We start from the raw sequence: 22345 nt of genomic DNA, 5'->3' as shown, positions 1-22345 counted from the left end.
TATCCATACAGATGAAAAAACAAGAGGCTACAGCAGCCTGTACTGCAATTATGCCAAACAATACACTGACGGGCACTTCCGTCAAAGTGATCAGAGCTTTTTTCATTAAAAACATCTCAAATTATATTAATCTCATCTTTTTCAAAGAAATTCCCGGTATCACTCATGCTGCCTTTTATGACAGGGCCGTTGAAATACCAATGGGATAAATTTCATGACAAATGAAGGGTACCGATCAATTATCCCATCAACGAAGTTCTGGGAATATCTGTTGTCTATTGGCTTAAAACTTTGGAAGATTTGTATCTATATATCTAGTTGAATATTCACGAATAAATATAATTTTTTGTAGATCTTATGAAATTTTCTATTGACAAATATTTATTTAGATGCTAACATGTTAGTGAAGCAACTAACATGTCAGTTGCTCGTGCGCGCACAACTTTTCATCGTTTGGCAGTTCCAACATTCAGCAGATGTTTTTAAGACAACTGGTTTCTTATATCCGAAGATTTTGATTGGAGGTAGATCAAAAATGGCAGAAATTATCATCGGTATTTTGATGATCCTGACCTTTATTGGCATGATTATCTACTGTGTCAAGGGCCATAACCTGATGGTAGGCTTTTTTACAATGGCTACGATATGGACAGTTATGGCCCTGATTGGCAATGCCATAAGTCCCAGTCCCGCCATGGAGGATGAGAATCTGCTCAGTGTACTTAAAAATGTATACCAGACCGGTCCGGAAGGTTATGCAAGTTCGATTTTAGTTAATATATTTTTTGGTGCCTTCTTTGGTCGTGTGCTGGTAGATACCGGAATCGCCGCTACCTTGATCCGCAAGGTTGTGGAGTTGGGCGGCGACAGGCCTCGTATTACCATGGTCCTGCTTTGCATCGTCACTTCCCTTTGCTTTACGTCCATGACCGGTATTGGGCCGGTTATTTCCATTGCAGTAATTGTAATGCCGATTCTGCAGGCATTGGGTATTCCCTCTGCTATTGCGCTGTTTGCTTTTATGGGCTCTATTATGGCCGGAATCTGCGCTAATATCACAAATTTTACTCAGTATCAGGGAATACTGGGTGGTATTGAGCCGGCTTTCCTCCAGCAGTATGATTACAACGCTTACTTTCTTTTTGGCGCAATTGCCATGGTTGTCTGCCTGATAGTGGTACTGATTGTTGCCAGCCTGGCTCTGAACAAAGAGAAAGTCACCCATGCCTGGGCTGCGGTTTCATCCAATGGAAAAGAGGAAACCGCCCCGTGGTATTCCTGGATATCGGTCATTCTTCCGGTCGTTCTGGTGGTAACCACGAAGTGCCCGATTATTCTTGCTTTTATTGCGTCCGCTTTGTATGCCCTGCTTACCTGTGGCAAATTAAGGCAGAAATTCTCCGGGATTTGCCGTATGCTGGCCAAACAGTTTGCCGACGGTGCAGTGGATGTGGCTCCGATGATTGGTTTTCTGCTGACACTTGCCATGTTCAACAATGCAGCCACTTATGCAGCACCTTATTTTAAGGCGGTTATCGGTGGTATTTTCCCAACCACTGCGTTTGGGATTGCTGCTTTGTTTGCGGTATTGGTCCCATTGGGGTTCTTCCGTGGTCCGACCAACCTTGTAGGTTGTGGAACCGCGATTGCAGCGGTGGTGCTGTCCCTGGCAAAATGGCCCGTTGCCTTTATTTATCCGCTGTTTGCCGTTACGACCATTGTGCCGCAGCATCTTGATATCACGCAGTCCTGGGTAGCCTGGGGCCTTGGATATTCCAAGGTAAGCTCCCGGGATTTTATGAAATACTCGATTCCCACCGGATGGATTGCCGGGGCAATCCTATGCTTTGTGGCATTCTTCCTGTATGGTAATCTGGTCTAGCGAATCCGGTCCATTGATCCCGTGGAATGGTGTGAAAAGGTGCGCACGGAGGATTCTGTATCCCGTCCACCTTTTTGCCCCTGGGCTGCCGCTTGCAATTGCCTGCGGGTCTTATTATAATTTATATGTTGAAAGAGGTAGAAATAATGGCGAGAACAGTGAGAATGGGTATTGATGTCGGCGGTACCTATACCAAAGCTGTTGCGATTGACAATGACACCCATGAAATCATTGGAAAATCCAGCGTCAAGACCACACATAGTGATCCTCGTGGTGTTGCGGCAGGTGTCGTGGAGAGCTTTGAAAATTGTCTGCACGAAAATAACATTGACACTTCAGAAGTTGTTTTCGTGGCCCACAGTACTACCCAGGCAACCAATGCCCTTATCGAAGGCGATGTGGCTGTGGTGGGCATTCTGGGCATGGCCAGGGGTGGCGTGGAAGGGTTTCTTGCCAGGCGTCAGGTGTGTCTTGATGATATTGATCTTGGCAATGGCAAGAGTATTCATATTGTAAATACCTTCATCAGTGCCAAACATTTTGACAGACGGACGGTGGAACAGGCTGTGGATGAATTGGTAGATCAAGGCGCACAGGTCATTGTAGCCTCCATGGCATTTGGTGTGGACAACAGCGAACCGGAGCAACTCGTATATCAGGTGTGCAGTGAGAAGGGCCTGCCCACCACTATGGCTTCGGATATCACCAAACTGTATGGTCTGACTCGCCGTACCCGCACTGCGGCTATCAATGCATCCATTTTACCCAAAATGCTGGACACTGCCAACTCCACCGAGGCTTCGATACATGAAGCGGGTGTTATGGTACCTTTGATGATTATGCGTGGTGATGGCGGTGTTATGGCGATCAATGAGATGAAGAAGCGTCCGGTGCTGACTATGTTATCCGGTCCGGCGGCTTCCGTCATGGGCAGTCTGATGTACCTGCGTGCCTCCAATGGTGTGTATTTTGAGGTGGGTGGCACCACCACCAATATCGGCGTCATTAAAAACGGGCGCCCGGCCATTGATTACTCCATTGTAGGAGGCCATTCCACCTACATTACCAGTCTGGATGTGCGTGTTCTGGGCTGTGCTGGTGGCAGCATGGTGCGGGCCAACAGGAAAGGAGTTGTTGATATAGGCCCGCGTTCTGCCCACATTGCAGGCCTGGAATACTCAGTTTACAGCAATCCTGAAGAGATGGAGGGCCCAAAGATCGAGTTCTTCAGTCCGAAACCTGGCGATCCATCGGATTATGTGGCTGTCCGCTTTGCCAATGGTAAGCGGGTCGCCATTACCAATTCCTGTGCAGCCAATGTACTGGGGCTTGTAAAACCGGAGCACTTTTCCTATGGCAGCGCTGAAGCTGCCCGTAAGGCCATGCAGGCATTGGCAGATTACTGCGGAACCAGTGTGGAAGACATTGCTGCGCAGATTATGGAGCATGCCTATGCAAAAATAGAACCGATTATTCTTTCTCTGGCTGATAAGTACAAGCTGGAAAAAGATCAGCTTTCCCTGGTGGGAGTTGGCGGTGGCGCGGCATCTCTGATTGTGTATTTTGCCAACAAGCTGGGAGTCCGATACTCCATTCCTGAAAATGCTGAGGTTATTTCTTCCATTGGTGTGGCACTGGCCATGGTGCATGACGTTGTGGAACGTATTATCCCATCCCCCAGTCAAAATGATATCCGCGCCATTAAAACCGAGGCAATCAATAAAGCCATTGAAAGTGGAGCCACCCCTGAAAGTGTCGAAGTGCATATTGAAATTGACGCACAAACCTCCAAAGTCCGGGCAACTGCCACAGGCTCGACGGAGGTCCGGACTACTGATCTACTTACAGAGTGTGACGAAGGCGAAGCCTGCAGACTGGCTGCTGAGGATATGCGTTTGCCTGTCACTCAGGTCAAGCTGATTGAAAAGACCCAATATTTCTATATATATGGGGATAAAAATTGTGTGGATGCCGGCAAGGCCAGCCCTATACGCATTCTGGATACCAAGGGATTCATTAAAGTACAGCGCAGTTGCGGCATGGCTCTGCGCACCACGGCAGAAAGCTTCGAAGGTGCGATCCGACAGCTATGGGATGATATGGCGGAATATAAGAGTGAAGTTATTATTCGTCCGGATTACTATATTTGCATGGGAGCTCGTGTGGTGGATTTTTCCAGTATGGAATTTGAGCAGCTTAAGCTGTTGATCGAGCTTGAGGTGAATAACCTGAACCCCGGAGATGAGGTAATGGTGGTGGCGGCGAACACCCGGCAGAACTAACCGGGGATCGGCGAGTTTCGGATGCAACACGCGAAAACAGCCTGTATCCTCTGCAGAAGGGTGCTATATTTATATGGAAGAAATAACGTTGGAGACGATGATGCGAAACATGCGTACTGTGGATGATATGACCTGGGGCCGCTATGCTTTTTCACGTGATATCCTGCGGGATCGTGTCACTCCGGAAGGGCGGGATGAGATGATTCGCAAGTCCTTTGACTGTGGCGCACAGTGGGCTGAGCAAATGCGGGCACGAACTGGTACATCCGACCCTTTTACGTTGGCAAGGGATTTGGATCTGGAGGCAGTGGAGAGTGACCGGTCCATGACCGGGGGGAGAGTGGTGTTTGCACAGTTCGTGCCGGACAAACGTATTGAGATTATGAGTGATACGCTGGATGCTTACGCCGATCTTTATCAGAAACAGACAGCCAATAAGCGGGCTGTACTCTTTCCAACACCCGGGGAAGTGCGTGCGCTGTTGCTGGCACATGAGATTTTCCATTACGTGGAGGAGGTTCATGCCGGCGATATTTATACACGTAATGAGACGATCCGTTTATGGAAGGTTTTGTGTTTTAAAAATGATTCTACTATTCGTGCTGTCAGTGAAATTGCGTCCATGAGCTTTGCAAGGACGTTCACCAAAATAGATTGCAATCCTTTCATACTGGATGTGCTGTTATTTTTCGGCCGTAATCCGATGGGTGCCAGAAGTATTTATGCGGATGTGATGGAGATTCTGTCCAGCGCAAAAATTCAAGAGAAAGTGGAAACCAATTAATGCCAAATGTTACTTTGAATGACCGAGTGTACCGGAAAATAAAAGACGACATCATGTATCTTGTACTGGAACCAGGACTTGCCGTCAGTGTGCAAAAACTGGCAGATACCTATGGCTCAAGCCGTACACCGGTACGGGAGGCAGTTGTCCGACTGCAGCAGGAGGATTTGGTGCATATTTACCCACAAGCCCGCACTGCTGTTTCTCTTATCAGCATGGACCGTATTCAGGAAGAGCGCTTTATTTGTAATTCCCTTGAATTGTCCATGGTTGACAGCTTCATTAAAAACTGCAGTCCGTTGGTGGTTGATACGTTGGAAAATGTTATCGGTATTCAGCATCGTGCCATGGAGCGTCAGAAGTTCCGGGAGTTTTTTGATATGGGAAATCGGTTTCAACGGATTCTGTTTGAGACGGCAGGGCAGCGTCTTGCCTGGAAAATAATTGAATCTTCCAATTCCCATTACAGTCGTTTACGTTATTTGTCACTCAGGCACTATGGCTTTGATCCGAAAGTTTTGCAGGATGATGAGGCGATTATGTATGCTGCCAGACAACGTGATGAAGACGGAATGCGCAAAGTACTGAGCAAGCACCTGAGCAAAGGGCAGGAGAATATTGTGGGATTACCCAGGCTTTATCCCAATTATTTTACAGAATAATGGAATCAGGAAAGTGATAAAAGGAGGTATATCAATGGATATTCGTTATAGCGCAAATCAAAAAGATTTTAAACGGTACACAACCCAGGAACTACGGGAGGAATTTCTTATGGAAAAATTGTTTCTCCCGGATGACGTAACTGCCATGTATTCCCATGTGGACCGAATTGTAGTAATGGGAGCAATGCCAGTGCGGGAAACCCTGGCTATTGAAAAAAATATCGACTGTCGGAAAAACTTCGGTGTACGTTATTTTCTAGAACGGCGCGAACTTGGAATCATCAATATTGGTGGCGATGGGATTGTCACAGCTGATGATGATACGTTTGAGTTGGGGCATATAGAGGGATTGTACGTGTCAATGGGTACCCGCCAGGTTACCCTGGGTGCAAAAAATCCTGATCATCCTCCTAAATTCTATATGTGTTCGGTACCCGCACATAAGCCCTGTCCTACAACCTATATTCCTTTTAAAATGGCAATCCACCGGGATCAGGGTGCAGCGGAAACGGCAAATGAGCGCACCATAAACCAATTCATTCATCCCGATGTGCTTGAGACCTGCCAGCTGTCAATGGGCTGCACCATTCTCAAACCGGGCAGTGTCTGGAACACGATGCCAGCTCATACACACGAACGTCGTATGGAGGTGTATATGTACTTTGACATCCCACAGGACAATGTTGTGTTTCATTTGATGGGGCAGCCTCAGGAAACCCGTCATATTGTCATGACCAACGAGCAGGCAGTAATCAATCCATCCTGGTCGATTCATTCCGGATGCGGCACCGCAAACTATTCCTTTGTCTGGGCAATGTGCGGAGAAAATAAGGAGTTTGACGATATGGATGGCATTGCCAATATGGATCTGCGTTAAATTCAGCTTTTACCTTAGCATAATTATGAGAAAGGGGAGAAATCTTATGGATGCATTCCGATTGGATGGCAAAGTAGCTTTGGTGACAGGAGGGTCGTACGGAATCGGGTTTGCAATCGCAAGCGGTTTGGCAAAAGCGGGTGCAAAGCTGGTATTCAACGATATCCGGCAGGATCGGGTGGATAAAGGGCTCGAGGCATACCGGCAAGCTGGTATTGATGTACATGGATATGTATGTGATGTGACCAGCGAAGAGCAGGTAAATGATATGGTATCGCAGATAGAGAAGGATGTCGGTATCATTGATATTCTTTTTAATAACGCAGGAATCATTAAGCGAATCCCCATGTGTGATATGACAGCAGCCGAATTCCGACAGGTTGTCGACGTGAACCTGAATGCGCCATTCATTGTCTCCAAGGCGGTCCTTCCTGCTATGATCAAAAAGGGAGGCGGTAAAATCATTAACATTTGTTCGATGATGAGCGAACTCGGTCGGGAAACCGTTTCGGCGTATGCGGCGGGCAAAGGTGGCCTTAAAATGCTTACCAAAAACATTGCTTCAGAATACGGTAAATACAACATTCAGTGCAATGGTATCGGTCCGGGTTATATTGCTACGCCCCAGACTGCTCCCCTGCGTACCGATGGACATCCTTTCAACAGCTTTATTATCTCCAGGACTCCGGCGGCGCGTTGGGGTACGCCACAGGACCTGGTGGGCCCCGCTGTCTTTCTTTCCTCGCCAGCCTCTGATTTTGTCAACGGTCATATTCTTTATGTCGATGGCGGGATTCTCGCTTATATTGGCAGGCAACCCGAGTAAAATTTCAGGCGAGCTGAAAATATAGTTTTACTCACATGTTCATTTTGCAATAGCATTGGTTGCTTTGCAGCAACATTGGCCTCACCTTAAGGGAGAGGCCAATGCTTTTTTCTGAGACAAAACCGCTGAAATTTGATAGAATATATTTACACTTTTATATTCCGGAAGTGGAATAAGAAAAGTGTGAGGAATCCGGCACTCTGAAATTTAGAAGAATGAAAAGGGGAGTTCAGATATGAAAAGGGAAAAAGAGGTTAGCTACGTCATCAGCGTTTCGCTCGGTACTGGTTGTTACCGGCATATTAAGATATCCTCAAACGCAACATTGGATTGTTTTGCTCAGGCTGTTCTTGATGCATTCGAATTCGATAATGATCATTTGTATGCGTTCTTTTTAAATAATAAACGATGGGACAATGGAGATGCTTATTACAGCGACAACGCAGACTCTGCTGACAGACTGGCCACCCATTATAAGCTGAAGCAAGTCGGCTTGACGGCAGGCAAAAAGTTTCTATATCTGTTTGACTTTGGTGAGGATTGGACCTTTAACTGTAAAGTTCTCAGGATACTGGAGGAAGAAACAAAAAAGCCGGAGGTGATCCGCTCAAAAGGAGAGGCACCCGAACAATATTATGATGAATACGAAGAGGAGTACGAGGAAGACTTTGATGACGACGATGATTAGGATGCTGTCGCGATCCATCGTTACAATTTATAGGAATGTATAAGCATTGGATAAACCACAGATTTGCTATTGAATGATACAGCTGTCTCTATCACACAGATAGCTGTGATGATAGGAAGAGGAGGCAATATAGTGGACTACATAACATTACCATATGATAAAATGATTACATTCTGTGAAGAAATTTTTACAAGCTATGGATTTACAAATGAGCAGAGTCATGTTATTACAGATGTACTTTTGCGGGCAGATCTTTATGGGATCGAATCGCACGGGGTGCAGCGATTGGTCAGATATGACCGGGAAATTGGCAGAGGGATGGTCTCTATCCATGCCGTACCGAAAGTCATTCATGAAACACCGGTGTCTGCTGTAATCGATGCGGACAGAGCCATGGGCCAGTTGTCCGGAGTACATGGTATGCAGCTGGCAATAAAAAAAGCTCATAAGAACGGCATTGGAATGATACAGGTGTGCAATTCCAACCACTTTGGTATTGCAGGTTATTATGCCAAAATGGCCGTTGAGGAAGACATGATAGGTATCTGCATGACGAATACGGAGGCTATCATGCTTCCCACCTTTGGCAAACAACCAATGCTGGGGACGGACCCGATCTCACTGGCAATGCCGGCTGACCCAATCCCTTTCCTTTTTGATGCGGCGACAACGGTGGTTCCCCGTGGTAAGCTGGAAGTTTACAATAAAACGGAGCGTCCGCTTCCTGACGGGTGGGTACTGGATGAAGACGGAACGGGAAGCAATGATCCCAAAAGGGTGCTGTATAATATCATTCACCGAATAGGCGGAGGGATCCTGCCTCTGGGTGGGGAAGGCGAATTGCACTCAGGCTATAAAGGATATGGCCTTGCGCTGATTTGTGAACTGTGTACGGGCATATTATCCGGTGGGCCTACTGCCAACCATATTTCCAGTTCGGGTTCCTATTCAGGGATTTCACATTGTTTCTGGGCAGTAGATTACGGCATTTTTGGGGGAAAGAAGGAGATCAGGAGTCGTTTCTCGGATTACCTTCGTGAAATTAGGAATTCGCCCAAGGCAACGGGGGAAGACAGAATCTTTATCCATGGCGAAAAGGAGCTGGAAGAGGAACAGAAGAAAAAGAAAATCGGTATCCCGGTAAACAAAAAAACTTTCCAGGAAATGCAGAAAATTGCCAAAGAGCAGCATGTTGATATAAATGATTATTTTGACGCTTCATCGATTACAGATATAGAGACCATCTGAACTATCTGATCGGAATTTTTGTGCCAATTTAAAAGGCGGCATTTTGAGGTCATCCAGATGTTCCTGGCCTCAGGCTGCTGCCATAATTGTCCTTTGCAACGTCAGTCATATTTTTTTTAACCCATTTTGGAGTCATTCATTACCTTTTTCGTCTTTAGAAATTCGACAACCGGTCATTACAACACAACTTTTAAAATTATTTTATGTTACATATTGACAGAAATTGATTTTTGTTATATAGTAATTTCGTAATACGAAACTAGATTTCGGGATATTCGGATAAAGGAGGCTGGTAAAGGATGGACAGGTTTTCGGGTGATGTTGTGATTGTCGGAGGCGGTTGTGCAGGTGTTGTGGCAGCGATTGCTTCTGCAAGATCCGGGGCTGAAACATTGTTGATAGAGAAGACAGGTGTTGTGGGAGGTACTGCGACCAATGGCCTGGTAGGACCGTTTATGACATGTTTTGATCCAAAAGGGAAACATCAGATTATAAAGGGCATTTTTGATGAAATTGTTCGCAGGATGGAGAAGAGAGGGGGAGCGATACATCCCTCAAAGACCGGAATGGTGAGTGAATATGGTTGCTGGATTAAATTAAGGCATAACAACGTAACTCCGTTTGAGCCGGAATGTTTAAAGATGGTTTTAACTGAGCTGCTTGCTGAAGCAGGTGTGACAGTTCATCTGAATACTGTTTTGACCGATGTGGCTGTGGAAAACAATACCATTAAAGAATTAAAAGCTTATGATGGAAATCGTTATGTGAACTATTCGGCAAAAGTTTTTATAGACGCTACCGGAGATGCACTGCTGAGCTGTAAGTCAGGGGTTCCATGTGTTATTGCTGATGTTGAGAATGAATTGCAGCCCATGACATTGTTTTTTTGGATTTATAATGCCGACGATGACAAGATCGTAAGATTCCTGAACCAAAAGGAAGAAACAAAATATTTACCCTATCATGATATCATCGAAGAAGCCAGAGAAAATGGAGAATTTCAAATCAATCGTAACAAAATAGGATTATATCATATGGTGAAGTCAGGAGAGTGGAGACTGAACACCACCCGACTTCAAGGCTATGATCCAACGGATCAGCAAAGTATGAATCAGGCTTATCTGGAAGGGATGAAACAAGTTCAGTTCCTAATGGATTTCCTTAAAAGATTGCCGGGGCTGGAAAACGCGAGAATTGCGCAGACCGGCTCCATTGTGGGAATAAGGGAGTCCCGAAGAATCCAGGGTTTATATACGCTGACAGAAAATGATCTGATTAAAAATACTGAATATAATGATACGATCTCATTGTGTAGCTATCCCGTTGATTTGCATCCTTCCAAAGGTGCCCTGACAGGTACAAGCTATAAAAAAGAGAATACGAATGTTGCTGATGTTTACAGGGTTCCCTACAGGATTCTATTGCCTCAAAAGATAGACAATTTGCTTGTGGCTGGAAAGTGTGTCTCAGCGACTCATGAAGCACTTGGCGCAATCCGGATTATGCCGTCTGTATTTGCCATGGGTGAAGCTGCAGGAACCGCAGCGGGTCTGGCAGTGGCAGACGAAGTAAATCCGAAAGATGTTTGTATTCCTAAATTACAGGAAACACTTATTCATAACGGGCAAGTGTTGAATTACAACTAGAGAGGAGCAGGAATCGGAATCATGACTTTACAGATTATCTTAATCCTTGCTATATTTATTGTGATTGTTGGGCTGATGGTATCGGATAAAATTAATGCCGTTGTCGCTCTTCCTTTAATGGCCGTATTGCTTTGCTGCGCCGTTGGGCTTCCATTTAAAACAATCATCAATGATGTGGTAGGTACTGGACTAAGCGGAATGTCAGAGGCGATATTCTCCACCCTTGTGGCAGCTGTTTTGGGAGAAATCATAAAAAAGACTGGAATTGCGGAAAAGCTCATTCGGACTGCCGCTGAATTAGGCGGCGACAATCCGTATTTCATAGCTATTCTTTGCTTTTTCGCCTGCGGATTTTGCTTTGTCGGCTTAAATGGAGTCGGTGCAAAAATTATGCTTGGCATTATTGTTTTTCCAATTATGCTATCCGTTGGAGTGCCTAAGGTAATAGCTGCTTTTGTGATGCTGGCTTCCACACAATTGGGATATTTCTTTAATGTATCCAGGTGGGCCTTTATCGGCGGCCTGGCAGGTCTGGATGCAACGGACCCTCTTATAAAACAAACGGCAGTTTTTTTGGCAATTATCGCAATCATTGTCAGCATCGTCTTTATCATTGTTGGAATTAAGGTAAGCGGGCCGGTGTTTTCATGGGCTGCGAAAAACCCGAAGAAGAAAAAGGAAGACAAGGACGATGTTCCTCTTTATGCAGTGATTGCTCCAATCATACCGTTGATCACGGTATTCTTGTTCGATTGGAATGTGAATGCTGCTCTGATTGCCGGCATTATTTACGCGATTCTTTCTACGGGATGGAAGAAGAAATTTAAAGGTTCCCTTGATTTAATCAATCGTTCTTCCTTTGACGGATTTGCAAACGTCGCGGTGACCATTCTGATCATGATGGGCATTGGCATGGTATTGGCAGCTGCGAAACAGGAAGCGTTGCTGGCACCCATGCAGAAAATGTTGACCGGCATAGTCCCCACCAAAGCGTTGCCAATCATTCTGGTCTTCGGTCTCATTGGTCCATTTCTTACCATGTATCGTGGTCCGCTGAATCCCTGGGGATTGGGAGCTGCATTAATCGGAATCTTATTAAATACGGCTTTGCCAATTGGCCTGATTATTTGTCTGGCCTGGTTGTATGATTACTATGTAGGAGTGAATGACCCAACAGCATCGCAGGTTACCTGGGCGTGCGGCTATCTGCAGCTTAAGGTCGGGAAGTACACACGCGGTACCTTCCTGGTGGATGCCCTTGTCGTCTTAATGGGTGTCATTGTTGGCGTTATCGTGTTTATGTAAATATACTGCAAGGAGCTGGAAGCTGGATGAGAAAAATAAGAATTGGCATCGATGTTGGGGGGACTTTTACCGATGCTGTTGCCCTTGATAATGATACCTATGAGATAATTGCACAGAATAAACTTCCGACGACGCATAATGCAAGGGAAGGCGTTGCCAGTGGAGTAATCAAAATATTAAACCTTCTGCTGGAGGAAATTGGTTATCAGCCCAGCGATGTTGTCTTTATTGCGCACGGGACAACACAGGCTACAAATGCTTTGCTGGAAGGTGATGTGGCCAAAATAGGAATCATTGGAATGGGCTCAGGAATCGGGGTTTCCAAAATCAAAAATGATACACGGCTTGGCAATGTACCGTTGGAAGATGGGAAAGAGATCAACACGGAATATGAGTTTATCGATACTTCTTCCGGGGATTTTACGGACAGGGTAAATGGGATCGTTGACCGATTCAAAGACGAAGGAGTTGAAGTCGCGGTTATCAGTGAAGCGTTTTCTGTTGATAACCCGGATAATGAAAAGAACGTTGCAGGTCTTGTAAGGGAAAGAGGTCTGTTGGCAACTGCAACACATGAGCTTTCCAAATTGTATGGGCTGAAAGCAAGGACGAAAACGAGTGTAATCAACGGTTCCATTCTGCCAAAAATGGTTCAAACGGCAACGATGACGGGCAATGCGGTGAAAACTGCTGAAATCAAGGCGCCTCTCATGATTATGAGATCGGATGGCGGGGTCATGCAGATTGATGAGATCAAGAAGCGGCCTATTTTAACGGTATTATCCGGTCCGGCAGCAGGGGTGGCAGGTGCTTTGATGTATGAAAAAATATCAGATGGCATATTTCTTGAAGTGGGAGGAACGTCCACTGATATCTCTGCTATTCAGAACGGCAAAGTGATCACCAAATATGCCACAATTGGCGGTCATAAGACTTATGTCAATTCATTGGATATTCATACGGTTGGCATTGCCGGCGGAAGTATGATACGATGCACGGATAAGGTGATTAAGGATGTAGGGCCGAGAAGTGCACATATTGCGGGGCTTGAATATGCCTGCTTTGCTGATCTAAAGGATTTAAAGGATGCGCACGTTACCAGTGTAAGAATAGCAGCGGATTATACAGATAATTATCTGGCAATCGAAAACAGTGAAGGGAAGAAGTTTGCGGTTACTTTAACATGTATTGCAAACATTCTTGGCTTAATCGATGCGGAGGACTATGCAAAAGCACAGGACGATGTGGTCGCCCGCATAACCGAAATTCTGGAAAGCTATTTTAACAGAAGCGGAAAGAAAGTAGAGGAGGAGATCATGGCAATCGCAGTCTCGAAAGTAAGACCCGCAGTGGAAGAGTTTATAAAACAATATAACCTGTCGCGGAATTACTTAGAGCTAAATGGTGGCGGCGGCGGTGCGAGTGTTGTTGTGCCGGCACTTGCCAAAAGTATGGGATTAAAATACAAGATTGCAGATAATGCACCTATCATCGCAACCATTGGCGCCGCGCTTGCCATGGTAAGAGACTCGGTGGAGCGAACCATCGTGAATCCGACTCAAAATGATATTCTCGAAATCCGGAAAGATGCTGCGCAAAGAGCGATGGAATCCGGTGCCTCTCCAGGCTCCATTGAAGTTACCATTGATATTGATGCCACTAAAAACGTGGTTAAGGCAACAGCGGTTGGAACAACAGAATTAAGCGCGCAGAAAAAAGCAGGGAAGAAACTGAGTGATGAGGAGATCCAAAAAATTGTAGACAAATCCTTTGACAATTTTTCAGATTTGTCTGTTTCCAAGGTAAGTGAAAACGGCATCTATTCTCTTTTTGAAGTAACTTACACCACCAAGCCCAAACTTTTTTTCTTTAAAAAGAAGTCCCGCCTGCTGTGCCTGATTGATAGAAATGGTGTCATAAAACTGAATATAGAAAATGCAAATTACCATATCCTAGGGAAAAAGGATAAGAGTGGGCTCATCAACTGCATTGAAAGCGATACGAAATTTGATGAGGCCGGCAAAACCATGCCGGAGATCCATCTGATTGTCAATGCGAAGGTTTCGGACTTGTCCGGTCTGGAGAACATAGAGCAGGTAACGTCGCTGATTGATGTTGAGCTGTCGGAGTTGAATGAAAATGAGGACTATATCTTGATTACCAGAAAGCGATGAGGGAATCATCATGCCGATGAACGAAGATCTTGAGAGATTTAACCAATACCCCTATTCGAAATTGCTGGATCAACAGAAAAGGGAATTGGTTTTTGCGGAAGCAAAAAACATAGGTGAAAACAACGCCTCCAGGATTTATAATGAATTCGGAAGCCGGGATCCCTTTTATATCGCACATCAGGAACAGGTTTCCATTACTTTTGATGTGCATGATGATGTGAATGCGGATTATGTTAAGTTTGCAGAATACCACGCAAAGAAAAAGAACATTGTCCTGAATGAAAAAAGTATTGAAATCATAGCGAAAAGCTATGATAAGGGTGTGGTTGAAAACTTAATCCTCACTCATGAATTGTTCCATCATTTTGAAGTCTCACGTTGGGGACTGACATCCAAAAAATTCAAAGTCCCAGTAGTATATTTTGGTTTGTTCCGAATTGGGCGACCTGTTCTTGCTGCATCCGAGATAGCAGCGGATGCATTTGCCCAAACCCTGAATAATACTGCCATTAGTGCGGCGAATTTGGAGAATGCATATTTTTCCAATATTGATTAAAGATGACTAAAGATAGGGCAATTTGTTTTTATGGAAGCCCCAGGTTTCTTGAAATCAAATTGCCCTTATCCGTATACTCCAATATTTTTTCAGATAAATAATTCTTATCCAGAAGTTGTTTAGAGAAAAGACAAACCATCGCGGCAAGTTCTCTGGCATAATTATAGATGGGGATACACAGAGAAGGATAGTCATTATAATCGGCCTCCACATAATCGTAACCTTGAATGGCTATCAGCCTCATTTTCTGACGTAATTCCTTCTGATCTTGTTTGGATAAATCTCCCATATAAAAGGTATCAATATTTTTCCATTTCAAATAATTTGTGTAATATACTTCTTTTATTGAGATATAATTTTTCAGACAATCATTTATGTCTGAATTTCGGATCATTTCCTGGTTTCCAATCACATCTATCAGGGAACAATTATTTGAGTATGGTTTCACAACGACAATGGATTCTTCCTCATTCGAAGTATCGAAAAATTGACGAATCAATCCCCGTAAATCAAGCCGATCATAAAAAGTATGGGCAAGGCTTAATATTTTCATGCCAAGTTTATATTTACCGGTTATATTGTCTTGCTCTACGAAATCTCTCTCCATTAAAGAAGTCAGAATTCTGTAAACTGTAGTTTTGTTCATTGAGACTCTGTTGCTCAGATCAATAAGCCCCAAACCTTCCGGGTCAACAATCAGTTCTTCCAATATATATAGTGCCTTTGTTACAGACATTACCTTATCATCATATCGATTTGCCAACGTTTCATCACCGATATCTATTATATCAGAAATAACGATGGTGTACAGTATCCGTCATGAAATGAAAAAGTTGTCCGACTGAGAAGAGAAAGCCGGGAAGTTGCTCCCGACTTTTTTTCATCCGGTTCGTATCCGTAATCAAACACTCTTTCTGTATATATTTCTGGTCAGTTTTTGAACCGCAGCGTCATATCGCTCAAATGGAATGGTTCACATCCGATCAAATAAGTCTTCAGGATATATAGCATCGCATGCTAAGATTGCACGGACGTTGCAAAGTTTCGTAAGGCTTATGAGTAATAAATTATGGGTTACCGGCCTCTGTTCCGATATACCGTGGGGTATATCCCATAATGTTTTTTGAATTCACTGGAAAAATAGCTTTGGTCGCAATAGCCAAGGATTTGCGCAATCTGGCCTATCCCGAATTCCGTTTCCACAAGGTAACGGCAGGCCAGGTTGAGCTTTTTATTGATCATATAAGCACCGGGGGGAATCCCATACCGGGCTTTGAACACGCGAATCAGATGCCGTCCGGATATGTTGAACGTTTCTCCCAGATTGTTGAGAGAGGGATTCTCAAAAATGTGATCATCGATGTATTTTTTGATGCGCTCTGCGAGGGAGGCCGGCATGGGGCAGGTGCTTGCACGGGAAACAGTCATAAAGATATCAAGAAGCGCGTGGCACGCCAGGCCCTCGTCATAACAGCCTTCCTTCAGCATAGTTATCAACCTGCGGAATGGGTCACTGACATCCGCCTTTTGAACCGTCACGCTGACATCCGGCAGATAGATCTGCGCCAGTTTTTCCACCAGCTGTCCGTCCGCACCGAACCACAACTTATGATACGGGTTGTTTCCGTCGGAAAAGTAACGGACATGAAGTCCCTTTTTCACATAGCAAAAATCTCCGGCGGTTAAATGATATTCCATTCCGTTATGGATGATGTGTCCTTCCCCGCTTATTACATATTCCCAAAGATGTTTTCCAACCCGCCTGTTCAGAGAATACTTTTCGTCCGGATAGACAATACCGGAACTGGGCAGGTAGCAAATCGGATTCTCACTATGCGTGTTGACAAAAAAGCGCTCGTTGAACGACATTTTCTTTCCCCCCACCTGCAAAATTATATTGCTGTTTTCTCATAATGTCAATATTCCTAATAAATGTGGCACTTATCATCATTGCTTCCTCTCAGTCGGTATTTTATACTTAACCTGAACTCACAATAACGGAAAGGTTGTGAAACAGTGAGAAAAATAGTGATCATCGGTGCAGGGAGCTTTAATTTTACCTGTGCAATTTCCCGCGATATCTTTACGTTTCCTGCGCTGGCCGATTCAAACATTGTTCTGGTCGATATTCCGGAGGGTGTGGATCGAATGGAAGCAGCGCGGATTGTCATTGAAAAGACCATACAAAAAGGCGGATATCCCGGATCGGTTTATGCAACCTTCAACCGGAGCGAGGCGCTGGCAGGTGCGGACGCCGTGATGATTACCATCCGAAACGATCTGACCATTGATGCCTGGAGCCGCGACCTTGCCATTCCGAAGAAATACGGAGTGGATACCGTAATCGGAGATACCAGAGGCCCTTCAGGCATTTTCCGATTTCTCCGTTCCGCTTCCGCACTGCTCGATATCTGCCGCGATATTGAGAAGTATGCTCCGGAGGCGGCAGTGCTCAATTATACCAACCCCATGGATATGATCTGCAGTTATATCCGAAAAATGACTCATCTCAATATTACAGGTCTCTGCCACAGTGTTCAGGGCACGGCGTCCATGCTGGCACAATGGATTGAAGCTGATATCCGTGATATCACCTATCTTTGTGCGGGGATCAACCACCAGGCGTTCTTCCTGGAATACAAGTGGAAGGGCCGGAATGCCTATCCCGATATCAAAGAAGCCATAAAGAAAGAAGAAATATACAAAAAGGAGATGGTGCGCAACGAAATGTTTCGTGCCCTTGGCTACTACCCCACCGAATCGTCCGGACATAATTCCGAATACAATGCGTGGTTTCGAAAGCGTCCGAACCTGATTGAAAAGTATTGTCCCGATTCCTATGCAAGTTCGGTCCGGATTATTACCGAGCGGGAAAAAACGCGGGATGAAAAGATGAAACAGATCGTTGACAGTGATGGGATGGATCTCAGTCGTGGGAAAGAATACGCCGCTTCCATCCTCAATGCCCTGCTGGGGGACGGAACGCTGTTCGAATTCAATGGAAATGTGGAAAACAAAGGACTCATAACCAATCTGCCGGAGGGAGCAACGGTGGAAGTTCCCGTGACGGCATCGAAGGCTGGGCTAAGGCCCTATGGAATCGGCAATTTGCCCAGGCATCTGGCTGCGCTGAATAATCAGAATGCCCAGGCCGAAGAACTCGCAGTGGAAGGATGTATCGAAGGAGACCGCAACAAAATTTATCTGGCAGCGGTCTGCGATCCTCTTACGGGCGCAGTATGCAGCCTGGCTGAAATACGGGCCATGGTGGATGAAATGTTTGAAGAAAATCAGGAATCCTTGAAGGCACTGAATTTCCGATAAATGAGGTGAAACGATAAAATGCGGGAGAAATTATTATTTGACTTCGGATGGAAGTTTCATGAAGGGGATATTGACATACCGATGCCGGTAACGAAAACGCCTTTGTATCTTCATGCAAAGACAGAGCGTGCCCAGTGGGGACCTGCTTCCTGCCATTATAATGAAAGCGCCCCATTTTGCACAGAGTCCTGGACGACAGTGGATCTGCCCCATGACTATATCATCCGTCAGGAGCCAGGTCCGGAAAACAACAACACATTGGGCTATTTCCAATATCCGAATGCCTGGTATCGCAATCGGTTCCGGCTGGAGGATCAGGACAGAGGAAAACGGATCACGATATTGTTTGAGGGCGTAGCGGTTCACGCGACGGTATATGTGAATGGCTGTCTGATGGCCCGCAACTTTTGCGGATACACTTCGTTTGAGGTGGATATCACGGATGTGGCACGCTTTCAGGAAGATAACGTCATAGCGGTCCATGTGGATGCTTCCGATCATGAAGGATGGTGGTATGAAGGAGCGGGGATTTACCGTCATGTCTGGCTGATTAAAACAGAGCCGGTGTCCGTGGATCTGTGGGGGATATGGGTGAATCCGCAAAGGACGGACGGTGAAAATTGGGAGGTACCTGTCGAGACGATATTGCGGAATGATTCTCTGGATGCCGCTGAGGCAAAAATTACTTCCTGCATCTTGGATGGGGAAGGAAATCGGGTGACGGAAACAACGCAGCGAATCGGGGTATCTGCGAAGAACAAAGGCGTGATGCATCAGCTGTTACAGGTTCACAAACCCGGATTATGGGATGTGGAACATCCGGTCCTGTATACGATGAGGACCATCGTTCGATGGAAGGGGTCCCAGGTGGACAGCGTGGATACAAAGTTTGGCTTTCGGACCATCCGGTTTGATGCGGAAAAGGGATTTTATCTCAATGATAAAAATATAAAGCTGAAAGGTGTTTGCTGTCATCAGGATTATGGGCTGACGGGCAAAGCCATGCCGGACAGAGTGCACCGTTATCGTCTGAAAAGGCTGAAGGAAATGGGAGCCAATGCATACCGTGCGTCTCATTATCCGCCGGCGGAGGCAACAATGGATGCTCTGGACGAAATTGGGTTCCTTGTGATGGATGAGACAAGGTGGTTCGAGTCCACAAAAGCCGGGCTGGAACAGCTCGAAATGATGCTGAAGAGAGATCGTAACCATCCATCGGTGATTCTTTGGTCCGTGGGAAACGAAGAGCCTCTGCATGCAAAAGAACAAGGAAAGCGAATCATGCAGACCATGACAGCCTTTGTAAAACGATATGATTCTTCCCGGCCGGTAACAACGGCAATTTCACATGATCCAATGGATGCGCCGGCTGCGGAGGTATCGGAAGTCATTGGCATCAACTATCACCTGGACCAATATGATGGTATACATGCAAAATATCCGCATCAGCCGGTGATCGCATCAGAATGCTGTGCGGTTGGAACGACCCGGGGCTGGTATCTGGATGATGACAGGAATCGCGGATATCTTTCTGCCTATGACCATGCGACAGACGGCTTTTCCGCCAATCGGGAACAAACGTGGAAGCACATTATGGCAAGGGACTGGGTTGCAGGAGGATTTCAATGGGCTGGAATCGAGCATCGTGGAGAGACCGTGTGGCCGAGGCTCTGCTCGCAGTCGGGTGCTCTGGATTTATTTCTGCAGCCAAAGGATGCCTATTATCAGAACATATCCCATTGGACCAACAAACCCATGATCCATATCCTGCCTCACTGGAACCATCCGGGTCGGGAAGGGGAGGCCCTGTCCGTGTGGACCTATACGAATTGCGAAGAAGTGGAATTGTTTCAGGACGGTCAAAGTCTTGGGATACAAAAAACGGATTCCTGTACTCATGCGGAATGGAAGGTGGAATATCACCCGGGGGAACTGAGGGCAGAGGGTCGGGAGGACGGAAACGTCATCGTTTCTGAAACGGTAAGAACGACAGGATCTGCAGTTGCATTGAAACTGCGTTTGGAGGATGGTGGTCTACGGGCAGACAATGAAGATATGGCAATTCTGACTTGCTGGTGTGTGGATAAGGATGGGCGGATGGTTCCGGATGCGGCGCCGTATATCTATTTTTATACCAATCGGTACGGCCGGATCGTCGGAACCGGATCGGATGTTTGCGATAGGGTTCCGGTTGACTGCCCGGATCGGAAAATGCGCGCCGGCTTATGCTCGGTTGCAGTAAAAGTTGGCGATCAGTCTGGTACACTCCGGGTTTACGCGCAGGCAGAAGGATTATTGCCTGCAAGGCTGGATATGGAATTGAAGGAAGTCAAACGGAGGCCCTGGGTAAAATCATCGTATTCTCGTTGAATTAAAATTATTAAAGCTGCCTAATGGCAGGAGGTCGCCGGGAAGGCGGCTTCCCGCCAAATCAATCTGCATTTGGAGAGCCCTCTTTCTTTGTCTTATTCGGGGGCCTTTTTTAAAAATCAACATAGCTGGAACATCATTTGATTTGACTTCTGTTGTCTGTTTCAGGATATCCATTTTTTTATTGTCAATGTGGAGGACCAGCCCCGGCCGTAGAAAGCGATTCCCAGGACGATTTTTCCCGGATCCACTCCGGCGCTCTATAGCTTTCTGTACCAACAGAAGAATCCGGATGATATAATAAGGATCATGAAAAGAAAGAGTGGTGCAGGGAAAGAAGGTTGCAGAATGGGGAGCATAGTAAAAAGAGCGATCTGCTCTGGCGCCGGTGCGGCAGCATGGACAATGCCGATTGGCATGTCCGCGGAAGTCCGTGCCGCATCGGATGTCACAATTCATTGGAATGACGTAAAACAGGAAATCGACGGCTTTGGAGTATCCCAGGCAGACTGGTCCCATGCAATTTATGATATGCAGGGACCGGTACGGGATGAGATAATGGATCTGCTCTTTGATTTGGAAACAGGCATTGGCGCATCCATATTCCGGGGATCCATATTTGCGGACTTCAATCCTGCACCGGGCGAGTATGATTTCAATACAAGGCCCGACCAGGTATGGGTCATGCAGCAGGCCCAGGCAAGGGGCGTTGACAAAATCATTGCGACGAACTGGAGCCCGCCGGCCTGGATGAAAACCAACCACAGCACAACCCATGGCGGATACCTGAAGCCGGAATGCTATGCAGACCATGCATGTCTTCTGTCCGGGTTTATCCGGGAATACCGTAAACGCTTCGGCATTGATCTGTACGCCATATCCATGTGCAATGAACCAAACTCCATGAAATTTCTCTCATGGGATTCCTGTCAATGGAATGCAAAAAATATTCGTGTCTTTCTCCGGGATTATCTGAAACAGGAAATGATCGATCAGGGAGTGGCAGATACCAAAGTGATTGCTGCGGAGCCTTTCTGGTGGTCGGAGAATCTGATGAAGGATGCCTTGAGTGATCCGGAATCCAGCGGGAGGATCGACATCGTTGCCGCCCACAATTATCCTGTTCCCATCGTGAACCGGGAGCTTCCGACGAAACCCTTTACAATGGCTTCCGCCAATGGGAAAAAGGTGTGGATGACAGAGGTGTCCCAGGTGGACTCCTATGATGTGGGAATGACATCCGGGCTGAAGTTTGCAAAGCAGGTCCATCACTTTATGACCGATGCCAGTGTCAATGCCTGGCTGTACTGGACCGGAGCAATCCCCGGAAGCAATGATGAAGGGCTGATCAATGTCTATAAAGACAGCAACACCTATCAGCTTACGAAAAGATATTATACCTTCGGAAACTACAGCAGGTATATCCGACCCGGATATGTGAGGATCGGAGCAACGGACAGCCCGATGAAGGGAGTATATATCTCCGCATATAAAAACCGGGACACCGGTGAATTTACCATTGTTGCAGTCAATGACCGCGACAGTGCGGCAGCGCTGAATATTCTCCCGGACGGCTTTGCTTCCGGTCACCTTACTCCCTATATTACAAATGACAGTCTCAATATGAAGCAGGGGCATGATCTTGTTTCTGTGGATGGAAAGTTCCAAACGGCGCTGCCTCCAAAAAGTGTTGTGACCTTTGTGGGGGAAAAGGCATGATG

General features: G+C 46.0%; 18 protein-coding genes. 16 read left to right on the top strand and 2 right to left on the bottom strand.

Features of this window, described 5'->3' with window-relative positions:
* Nucleotides 1–11 precede the first annotated feature (11 nt).
* The 13 genes from QBE55_01220 to QBE55_01160 all read left to right on the top strand — a co-directional run bounded on the left by QBE55_01220 (nucleotide 12) and on the right by QBE55_01160 (nucleotide 14930).
* Nucleotides 12–209 (top strand): hypothetical protein, encoded by a 198-nt coding sequence (locus QBE55_01220; protein WZL78822.1) that lies wholly within the window; start codon nucleotides 12–14, stop codon nucleotides 207–209.
* Between the two features lie 326 nt (nucleotides 210–535).
* Complete coding sequence (locus QBE55_01215) at nucleotides 536–1882, top strand: citrate transporter (protein WZL78821.1); 1347 nt, start codon at nucleotides 536–538, stop codon at nucleotides 1880–1882.
* A gap of 146 nt (nucleotides 1883–2028) precedes the next feature.
* On the top strand, nucleotides 2029–4164 hold the full coding sequence (locus tag QBE55_01210) for a hydantoinase/oxoprolinase family protein (protein ID WZL78820.1): 2136 nt from the start codon (nucleotides 2029–2031) through the stop codon (nucleotides 4162–4164).
* A 73-nt stretch (nucleotides 4165–4237) separates the two neighbouring features.
* A complete protein-coding gene (locus QBE55_01205; GenBank protein WZL78819.1) occupies nucleotides 4238–4948 on the top strand; it encodes a hypothetical protein in 711 nt (236 codons plus the stop codon).
* The gene (locus QBE55_01200) at nucleotides 4948–5610 is read left to right on the top strand and encodes a GntR family transcriptional regulator (GenBank protein WZL78818.1); all 663 of its coding nucleotides are present in this window, start codon (nucleotides 4948–4950) and stop codon (nucleotides 5608–5610) included. Before QBE55_01205 ends, QBE55_01200 begins: the two co-directional genes overlap by 1 nt.
* A gap of 34 nt (nucleotides 5611–5644) precedes the next feature.
* Complete coding sequence (gene kduI / locus QBE55_01195; protein WZL78817.1) at nucleotides 5645–6487, top strand: 5-dehydro-4-deoxy-D-glucuronate isomerase; 843 nt, start codon at nucleotides 5645–5647, stop codon at nucleotides 6485–6487.
* A gap of 46 nt (nucleotides 6488–6533) precedes the next feature.
* Complete coding sequence (locus QBE55_01190; GenBank protein ID WZL78816.1) at nucleotides 6534–7313, top strand: gluconate 5-dehydrogenase; 780 nt, start codon at nucleotides 6534–6536, stop codon at nucleotides 7311–7313.
* Nucleotides 7314–7548: 235 nt separating this feature from the next.
* Nucleotides 7549–8001 (top strand): hypothetical protein, encoded by a 453-nt coding sequence (locus tag QBE55_01185; GenBank protein ID WZL78815.1) that lies wholly within the window; start codon nucleotides 7549–7551, stop codon nucleotides 7999–8001.
* Between the two features lie 132 nt (nucleotides 8002–8133).
* On the top strand, nucleotides 8134–9249 hold the full coding sequence (locus QBE55_01180) for an Ldh family oxidoreductase (protein ID WZL78814.1): 1116 nt from the start codon (nucleotides 8134–8136) through the stop codon (nucleotides 9247–9249).
* Between the two features lie 299 nt (nucleotides 9250–9548).
* Entirely contained in the window at nucleotides 9549–10895 is a 1347-nt protein-coding gene (locus tag QBE55_01175) for an FAD-dependent oxidoreductase (GenBank protein WZL78813.1), read from the top strand.
* Nucleotides 10896–10916: 21 nt separating this feature from the next.
* Nucleotides 10917–12200: a hypothetical protein gene (locus QBE55_01170; GenBank protein ID WZL78812.1), complete on the top strand. Its 1284-nt coding sequence runs from the start codon at nucleotides 10917–10919 to the stop codon at nucleotides 12198–12200.
* Between the two features lie 26 nt (nucleotides 12201–12226).
* Complete coding sequence (locus QBE55_01165) at nucleotides 12227–14374, top strand: hydantoinase/oxoprolinase family protein (protein WZL78811.1); 2148 nt, start codon at nucleotides 12227–12229, stop codon at nucleotides 14372–14374.
* A 16-nt stretch (nucleotides 14375–14390) separates the two neighbouring features.
* Entirely contained in the window at nucleotides 14391–14930 is a 540-nt protein-coding gene (locus tag QBE55_01160) for a hypothetical protein (protein WZL78810.1), read from the top strand.
* A gap of 28 nt (nucleotides 14931–14958) precedes the next feature.
* On the opposite strand, the gene QBE55_01155 is transcribed toward QBE55_01160, so the two are convergent.
* The gene (locus QBE55_01155) at nucleotides 14959–15666 is read right to left on the bottom strand and encodes a helix-turn-helix domain-containing protein (GenBank protein ID WZL78809.1); all 708 of its coding nucleotides are present in this window, start codon (nucleotides 15664–15666) and stop codon (nucleotides 14959–14961) included.
* 338 nt (nucleotides 15667–16004) lie between these two features.
* Nucleotides 16005–16799 (bottom strand): AraC family transcriptional regulator, encoded by a 795-nt coding sequence (locus tag QBE55_01150; GenBank protein ID WZL78808.1) that lies wholly within the window; start codon nucleotides 16797–16799, stop codon nucleotides 16005–16007.
* Between the two features lie 147 nt (nucleotides 16800–16946).
* Between QBE55_01150 and QBE55_01145 the strand changes: the two genes are divergently transcribed.
* The 3 genes from QBE55_01145 (at nucleotide 16947) to QBE55_01135 (ending at nucleotide 22343) form a co-directional block, all read left to right on the top strand.
* Nucleotides 16947–18254, top strand: coding sequence for an alpha-glucosidase/alpha-galactosidase (locus tag QBE55_01145; protein ID WZL78807.1), 1308 nt, complete (start codon nucleotides 16947–16949; stop codon nucleotides 18252–18254).
* Between the two features lie 18 nt (nucleotides 18255–18272).
* Complete coding sequence (locus tag QBE55_01140) at nucleotides 18273–20624, top strand: glycoside hydrolase family 2 TIM barrel-domain containing protein (GenBank protein ID WZL78806.1); 2352 nt, start codon at nucleotides 18273–18275, stop codon at nucleotides 20622–20624.
* A 348-nt stretch (nucleotides 20625–20972) separates the two neighbouring features.
* Nucleotides 20973–22343, top strand: a complete 1371-nt coding sequence (locus QBE55_01135; protein WZL78805.1) for a glycoside hydrolase — start codon at nucleotides 20973–20975, stop codon at nucleotides 22341–22343.
* Nucleotides 22344–22345 lie beyond the last annotated feature (2 nt).

This window comes from Eubacteriales bacterium mix99 (assembly GCA_038396605.1).
Lineage (GTDB): Bacteria > Bacillota > Clostridia > Caldicoprobacterales > DTU083 > UBA4874.
The sequence above is the reverse complement of the archived record's forward strand: the minus strand, read 5'-3'. Positions and strand labels throughout refer to the sequence as shown.

What these genes read in the sequence shown, in the direction of transcription:
- QBE55_01220 (WZL78822.1), top strand. Translation starts at nt 12, where the DNA reads ATGAAAAAACAAGAGGCTACAGCAGCCTGTACTGCAATTATGCCAAAC.
- QBE55_01160 (WZL78810.1), top strand. Translation starts at nt 14,391, where the DNA reads ATGAACGAAGATCTTGAGAGATTTAACCAATACCCCTATTCGAAATTG.
- QBE55_01190 (WZL78816.1), top strand. Translation starts at nt 6,534, where the DNA reads ATGGATGCATTCCGATTGGATGGCAAAGTAGCTTTGGTGACAGGAGGG.
- QBE55_01215 (WZL78821.1), top strand. Translation starts at nt 536, where the DNA reads ATGGCAGAAATTATCATCGGTATTTTGATGATCCTGACCTTTATTGGC.
- QBE55_01150 (WZL78808.1), bottom strand. Translation starts at nt 16,799, where the DNA reads ATGTCGTTCAACGAGCGCTTTTTTGTCAACACGCATAGTGAGAATCCG.
- QBE55_01210 (WZL78820.1), top strand. Translation starts at nt 2,029, where the DNA reads ATGGCGAGAACAGTGAGAATGGGTATTGATGTCGGCGGTACCTATACC.
- kduI (WZL78817.1), top strand. Translation starts at nt 5,645, where the DNA reads ATGGATATTCGTTATAGCGCAAATCAAAAAGATTTTAAACGGTACACA.
- QBE55_01175 (WZL78813.1), top strand. Translation starts at nt 9,549, where the DNA reads ATGGACAGGTTTTCGGGTGATGTTGTGATTGTCGGAGGCGGTTGTGCA.
- QBE55_01170 (WZL78812.1), top strand. Translation starts at nt 10,917, where the DNA reads ATGACTTTACAGATTATCTTAATCCTTGCTATATTTATTGTGATTGTT.
- QBE55_01165 (WZL78811.1), top strand. Translation starts at nt 12,227, where the DNA reads ATGAGAAAAATAAGAATTGGCATCGATGTTGGGGGGACTTTTACCGAT.
- QBE55_01185 (WZL78815.1), top strand. Translation starts at nt 7,549, where the DNA reads ATGAAAAGGGAAAAAGAGGTTAGCTACGTCATCAGCGTTTCGCTCGGT.
- QBE55_01200 (WZL78818.1), top strand. Translation starts at nt 4,948, where the DNA reads ATGCCAAATGTTACTTTGAATGACCGAGTGTACCGGAAAATAAAAGAC.
- QBE55_01205 (WZL78819.1), top strand. Translation starts at nt 4,238, where the DNA reads ATGGAAGAAATAACGTTGGAGACGATGATGCGAAACATGCGTACTGTG.
- QBE55_01155 (WZL78809.1), bottom strand. Translation starts at nt 15,666, where the DNA reads ATGTCTGTAACAAAGGCACTATATATATTGGAAGAACTGATTGTTGAC.
- QBE55_01135 (WZL78805.1), top strand. Translation starts at nt 20,973, where the DNA reads ATGGGGAGCATAGTAAAAAGAGCGATCTGCTCTGGCGCCGGTGCGGCA.
- QBE55_01140 (WZL78806.1), top strand. Translation starts at nt 18,273, where the DNA reads ATGCGGGAGAAATTATTATTTGACTTCGGATGGAAGTTTCATGAAGGG.